The organism is Polaromonas sp. (assembly GCF_036676035.1).
GTDB lineage: Bacteria > Pseudomonadota > Gammaproteobacteria > Burkholderiales > Burkholderiaceae_C > Polaromonas.
Genome location: NZ_JAKFDR010000087.1, coordinates 1 through 3,061, shown reverse-complemented (window position 1 = coordinate 3,061; position 3,061 = coordinate 1). Strand labels below are relative to the sequence as shown.

The window sequence follows — 3,061 nt, the reverse complement described above, 5'->3', positions numbered from 1 at the left end:
GCCGAAGTGGTGCGCGGCGGCCTGCAAGCCATCCCCAAGGGCCAGTACGAAGCGGCGGCGGCCATGGGCCTGGGCTACTGGCGGATGATGGGCCTGGTGATTTTGCCGCAGGCGCTGAAGCTGGTGATTCCGGGCATCGTCAACACCTTCATCGCCCTGTTCAAGGACACCAGCCTGGTGATCATCATCGGCCTGTTCGACGTGCTCAACAGCATCAAGCAAGCCACCACCGACCCGGCCTGGCTGGGCATGGCCACCGAAGGCTATGTGTTCGCCGCCCTGCTTTTCTGGATTTTCTGTTTTGGTATGTCCCGCTACTCCATGCACCTGGAGCGCAAGCTGGACACCGGCCATAAGCGTTAGGAGCCCATTCAATGTCTGCAGCAATCAAACAAACCAGCGCCGAGCCGATGATCCTGATGGAGGGCGTGCACAAGTGGTACGGCCAGTTCCACGTGCTCAAGGACATCAACCTGCGCGTGCAACCGGGCGAGCGCATCGTCCTCTGCGGTCCGTCCGGATCCGGCAAGTCCACCGCCATTCGCTGCATCAACCGCCTGGAAGAGCACCAGCAGGGGCGCATCGTGGTCGATGGCACCGAACTGACCCACGACCTCAAGCACATCGAGGCGGTGCGTCGCGAGGTCGGTATGGTGTTCCAGCACTTCAACCTGTTCCCGCACCTGAGCGTGCTGCAGAACTGCACCCTGGCGCCGATGTGGGTGCGCAAGATGCCCAAGCGCCAGGCCGAAGAGATCGCCATGCACTACCTCGAGCGCGTGCGTATCCCCGAACAGGCCCTCAAGTACCCGGGGCAGCTCTCCGGTGGTCAGCAGCAGCGCGTGGCCATCGCCCGCGCGCTGTGCATGAAGCCGAAGATCATGCTGTTCGACGAGCCGACCTCGGCGCTCGATCCGGAAATGGTCAAGGAGGTGTTGGACACCATGGTCAGCCTGGCCGAAGACGGCATGACCATGCTCTGCGTGACCCACGAGATGGGCTTTGCCCGCACCGTGGCGAACCGGGTGATCTTTCTGGACAAGGGCGAGATCGTCGAAGAGGCCGAGCCGAACACCTTCTTCACCAACCCGCAAAACGAGCGCACCAAGCTGTTCCTCAGCCAGATCCTGCACTGAAGACCCGCTGCAACGAAGAAGGGAGCCTACGGGCTCCCTTTTTTGTGCCGGCTGCTTTTTCGTGGGTTGGCGGCGCAGGGCGATGGCCGCTCGGCTTGCCGCGCTGACCGAGCGCCGCGTAACCCACCAGGCATAAGTCCGGTTGAGCTCAATGGTGGGTTACGGCGCAATCAAGAGAGGCGTGGGCTGGGTGACCGCAACATGCGCCTAACCCACCCTACTGCTTTGCGCCGCGCCTTATGGTGTCTGCCGCAGGCGCCGGCGGAAGGCCCCCGGGGTTTCCCCGCAGAGCTGCTTGAACAGCTTGGCGAAGGTGGCGCGATCGGCATAGCCGACCTGCGCGGCGACCTGCTCCAGCGAGCGCGCCGGGTTGCGCAGGGCGGCTTGCGCCGTGCTGATGCGCAGACGCTGCAGATAGTCGTTGGGCGTCAGCCCGGTGCCGGCCTTGAAGCGCCGCAGCAAGGTGCGCGGCGAGCAACTGGCCTGCGCCGCCAGGCGCTTGAGGTCGATCGGCTCGGCATGATGGTGCTGGAGCCAGTGCAACAGTGGGCCGATCTGCCCGTCGTCGCTGCTCACCTGGGGCAGCAGCGGCGCGAAGCGCGACTGGCGGCCGCGCCGGCTGTCGAACACCAGCGCGTTGGCGACCCGTTGCGCCAAGCCGTCGCCGGCATGCCAGCCGATCAGGTACAGGCACAGGTCCAGGCCGGCCTGGGCGCCGCCGGAGCTGAGCAGGTTGCCGTCGTGGCACAGCAGTTCGTCGATGTCCAGGCGGACCTGCGGGAAGCGCTGGCGAAACTGCTCGGCCAAGGCCCAGTGGGTGGTGGCGCGGCGACCGTCGAGCAGGCCCGCGGCGGCCAGCAGGAAGGCGCTGCTGCACAGGCTGGCGAGCTGTTGGCTGGCCGGGCGCTGCGCCAGCCAGGGCAACAGCGCGGCATTGGCGGCGAGCGTGGCGTCGATGGCACTACCGGTGGCGGGCAGCATCAGCAACTCGGCGCGTTCGCCCAGCTGCAGGCCACCATCCACCTGGATGTGGGCGAAATCCAGCGCGACCGGTTGGCCATCCCGGCTGAACCGCTGCACCTTGAACAGCGGCCGCTCGGCCAGGCGGTTGGCCAGGGTGAAGGCATCGCTGGCCATGCTCAGGCTGGAGCACAGCGTTTGCGGGCAGACGTAGAGCGCGATGTTGAGCATGGCGAACCGCAGGTGCGAAGAGTGTGGCGATTATTGCCACAAGGTTGGCGTAATCGCCAATCGCCGTTCGGCGCATTCCCGGCGATACTCGGTGCAGTCCTTATTGCGGAGCACTCTTGCATGAACCATCCCAATGCCGAACTGATCACGCGTTTCTACCGGGCCTTCCAGCAACTCGATGCCGAGGGCATGGCGGCCTGCTATGCCGACGACGTGTGCTTCAGCGACCCGGTGTTCCAGGATCTGCGCGGCGACGAGGCGGTCGACATGTGGCGCATGCTGGCGGCGCGCGCGCAAGACTTCTCGCTGACCTTCGACCAGGTGCAGGCGGACGACCGGCAGGGCAGCGCCCATTGGGTGGCGACCTACCTGTTCAGCCAGACCGGCAACACTGTGGTCAACCGCATCGAGGCCCGCTTCGTCTTTCGCGACGGCAAGATCGCCGAGCATCGCGATCATTTCGACCTGTGGCGCTGGGCGCGCCAGGCTCTGGGCCTCAAGGGACTGCTGCTGGGCTGGGCGCCGCCGGTGCAGAACGCCATTCGCCGGCAGGCCGGCAAGGGGTTGCGGCAGTTCAGGGCGTCTCGCTAACAGGCCCTTGAAAAACTACCTGCGTTGCCGATGCATCGTTAAAAACAGGCTCGTATGCGAGCCCAGGCTAGGCGCCCCCATCAAAATGCTCATTTACAACTCGTAAACTCCGCTTTTGACTCGCTTCGCTCGCCCTGCGGGCC

At 65.2% G+C, this 3,061-nt stretch carries 4 protein-coding genes; 3 read left to right on the top strand and 1 reads right to left on the bottom strand.

The window, feature by feature from the left end:
- The coding region (locus tag V6M61_RS13200; RefSeq protein ID WP_332777037.1) for an amino acid ABC transporter permease at positions 1 to 363 on the top strand (363 nt) is incomplete at its 5' end.
- An 11-nt stretch (positions 364 to 374) separates the two neighbouring features.
- Entirely contained in the window at positions 375 to 1,136 is a 762-nt protein-coding gene (locus V6M61_RS13195) for an amino acid ABC transporter ATP-binding protein (protein WP_332777036.1), read from the top strand.
- A 237-nt stretch (positions 1,137 to 1,373) separates the two neighbouring features.
- On the opposite strand, the gene V6M61_RS13190 is transcribed toward V6M61_RS13195, so the two are convergent.
- Positions 1,374 to 2,327, bottom strand: a complete 954-nt coding sequence (locus V6M61_RS13190; protein ID WP_332777035.1) for a GlxA family transcriptional regulator — start codon at positions 2,325 to 2,327, stop codon at positions 1,374 to 1,376.
- Between the two features lie 120 nt (positions 2,328 to 2,447).
- On the opposite strand from V6M61_RS13190, the gene V6M61_RS13185 reads away from it, so the two are divergent.
- On the top strand, positions 2,448 to 2,918 hold the full coding sequence (locus V6M61_RS13185) for a nuclear transport factor 2 family protein (RefSeq protein ID WP_332777034.1): 471 nt from the start codon (positions 2,448 to 2,450) through the stop codon (positions 2,916 to 2,918).
- The last annotated feature ends 143 nt before the right edge of the window (positions 2,919 to 3,061 follow it).